The organism is Alicyclobacillus suci, from assembly GCF_017329615.1.
Lineage (GTDB): Bacteria > Bacillota > Bacilli > Alicyclobacillales > Alicyclobacillaceae > Alicyclobacillus > Alicyclobacillus suci.
In genome coordinates this window covers 1-2,793 of record NZ_JAFMTW010000101.1, presented here as the reverse complement: position 1 = coordinate 2,793, position 2,793 = coordinate 1, and the positions used below count along the sequence as shown (strand labels likewise).

The window sequence follows — 2,793 nt, the reverse complement described above, 5'->3', positions numbered from 1 at the left end:
CAGATTGAGTACCTGATCGAACGGGGTACCATCAGCCATCGTGCCTTGAACGAGCAGATTATACTTGCCTCCAAAGTTGGTATAGACGTTCCCATTCCACCCCTTGATGTTGGTTACTTGGGTGGTGGTTAGGTCATCTGTCGCGATGCCAACGAGCGTCTTGTAAGCCATGGTAAACGCCGAATTCGCCAGTCCTGTGTTAAGCCCCATCGCAACACCCATAGCAGCGGCGCCTGAGTACTGAACGGTGGAGGAGTATAGCCCAAACGTGCGTTGGTAGTTGCTGTCTTTCAACGTCGACATCACATTGGGCGTTGTCCCACTGGCGACATCCGCCGATTGTGTGTCATAAAAAAATGCGGCAGCAGGACTAACCGACTCAATATAAGCCGCAATTGCTTCGATGTCCGCGTCAGTTGCGCCGCACACATAACATCCATACCAGTCTGAGTTGGATGCCCGACATGCTGTCACTGCTTGGAGTGGCGTCTCCGGTGTGGTCGTATCCTGGCGACCAATGACCACAGCATTCGGACGCGGATTCTGCGCAAAATACGCTACTGCGGCTTTGTATTCCGGTTCTGTGCCAGTCCATCCGTCGCTGTCCATATCGTCAGTTCCGCTATATACCTGGGTGCGTGCTGTGTCTGAGATAATGGTCGATGGACCTACGATAAGACCGAGATTAAGGTCGCCGGCTGCAGGCGCAACCGCAGAGACTTCCACGGTCACATTGACGATGTCTGCAAGTGATTGTGTAGGCACTCAATACACCTACCCTTCTTTGATTTCGACGTCTGCACTGACCAATACATCAGCGCTTTGCAGATATGGAACAGTGGATTGGCGTTTCACTAAGTGGTTGAAGTCGGCATATAGCGTGGCGCGATTCCACCACTCACCGTTGAATAACTCAGGCTGACGGATAGGCATAGGGACGTCCGTAATGAGAGCCAAATCGTTCGAGATCAACGTGGACTTCGTAGAATCGAAGAACAGTTTTGCGCGTATGAGATCGGCATTATCCGAGGAGTTTGGTCCATATAACGTCCAACTCACGCGCACCCCAGCAGTATACGCAAGGGTGGAATTAAGGCTTTCTTGATCGAGAGGACTGTAATCAGTTTGGAGTTGGCGCGTATACGAGTTATCGGAGGGCGTCACCGATACGAAGCACACATCGTCATCGATCCGCCAACTCGGCGCACCATCTTTGGGCCACGTAATGCGCACCGCGCTCGGGTCTGTTGTACCAAGCAATTGACTTGTCAGAGACTGAAATATGTCCTCTAGTTGCACCTGCGTCAACACCGTGTCAGCCACTATGCTTCAACCCCAGTCGACGGGTCCATCTTCACTGCGATCACCTTGTAATATCCATAGTCCGCATAGGGAAACAATTGAGCCGCGCGATATCGATTCCCTCGCCATTCAATCTCATCCGATGTTCCAGACTGCGTTGTAACCTGCAGCGGCTGAGATGTATGAATGGATATCGCACCTTTCTGGCGGTCACCTTCAGGAATCTGCTCGAGGTCGTTCGGATCCGCAACAGTGATTACACCTGTCATTGATAGGGCCGTCTCGCTTTCGCTATAACGTCCTGCATTCCACACACCTGATTTTCGATAGACAGTAAACTCCTGTGCGAATCTCGGGCTATTTATTACCCGACTAACATTAATCATGTTTTCTTCGCCACCACATAGGTAATCGAGTTGCGTAGGTTACCTGTATCGATGTTCGGACGGTCGCTACCTTTCAGCTTAACGGTACTCGGCGAATTTGCCGGCCACTTGTTCTCCGGGTTGTAGAACCAGTCGCGCGCGGCGTTGACCCCAAGCATTCCTGCTTTGTGCAGTCCCTCAGACGGGTCTGCGCCATTTAGCGCGTCCTGTGCGGCCTGTTTAAGCTGCTTTGCGATGATTTCCTTGCTGTTGTTGATTGCGGGCTCTAGTACGGGCCGTGGCGGTATCTGCCAGAGGGGAGACCCGTGTTCATGGATGTACAACTCATACGCTGCGCTGTATGGCATGCCTTTGCTCTGATTTTCGAGGAATGTGTTGAACCCTCTCGTAATCGGCATACCACCAGGCGTAAGTCCCATGTAGTCGTTCATTTCAGCGCGCATGGACTTACTGCGGACGCCGTGAGTCAGGACGTACATCAGCTGCGGATTCGTGATATCATCGTGATTCCCAACATCACCCTCGGGAATGCCAACGTACACTTGCTGGGCACCCAAGGACTTCAGCGATTTTTGAATTTGGCCAGACAAATCTTTTTTTGTCGTGACGTTTGCTAGTGCGTTGAACATAACATCGCCCCCGTCACCAGATTTGCATGCCGCCTTTGCCGTATATCTTCGCCAGGGTAGCAAGCTGTTTACCGTATTCAGTCGCGTTCCATTCGGCCCAACCATCGACGCTTGTCACACTGGAATCAGCGGAATACGAAACGTCACCTACAGACTCACCACTTAAAACGCCTTGTGCTCGGCCGGCTTCAAATACAGCAGCCGCACCGCTATTCGGATCGGCCGACGTTTGAAGGTACAGCGTGCAGAAATGCGCAACAAACAAACCCATTGCAACCTGCCAAGCGCCGCGCCAGCGAGCCTGCTGAATACTTGCAGTCGCCATGTCGATAAACGCTTGGATAACCGTCTGAGGAACGACATACGTTCCGTTTGAGTCGGTTCCGAACTGTGGGTAGAACGCAACGAAATCAGCGACGGAGTACGAAGGGTTTGTCCCAGCGCGAAGGTTCGAACCGCTGCCAAAGTTCCAAAAC

At 52.2% G+C, this 2,793-nt stretch carries 5 protein-coding genes; all 5 read right to left on the bottom strand.

The window, feature by feature from the left end:
- Positions 1-765 (bottom strand): DUF3383 family protein (locus tag J3482_RS22320; protein ID WP_206923041.1); only part of this gene is annotated, 765 nt, incomplete at its 3' end.
- A 9-nt stretch (positions 766-774) separates the two neighbouring features.
- Positions 775-1,323: a phage neck terminator protein gene (locus tag J3482_RS22315; RefSeq protein WP_206923040.1), complete on the bottom strand. Its 549-nt coding sequence runs from the start codon at positions 1,321-1,323 to the stop codon at positions 775-777.
- Positions 1,323-1,688, bottom strand: a complete 366-nt coding sequence (locus J3482_RS22310) for a hypothetical protein (protein ID WP_206923039.1) — start codon at positions 1,686-1,688, stop codon at positions 1,323-1,325. The genes J3482_RS22315 and J3482_RS22310 overlap by 1 nt, the downstream gene beginning before the upstream one ends.
- A complete protein-coding gene (locus J3482_RS22305) occupies positions 1,685-2,317 on the bottom strand; it encodes a phage virion morphogenesis protein (RefSeq protein ID WP_206923023.1) in 633 nt (210 codons plus the stop codon). The genes J3482_RS22310 and J3482_RS22305 overlap by 4 nt, the downstream gene beginning before the upstream one ends.
- A 13-nt stretch (positions 2,318-2,330) precedes the next feature.
- Positions 2,331-2,793, bottom strand: a 463-nt coding sequence (locus J3482_RS22300) for a DUF4054 domain-containing protein (RefSeq protein ID WP_206923038.1), incomplete at its 5' end; no start/stop codon positions are given.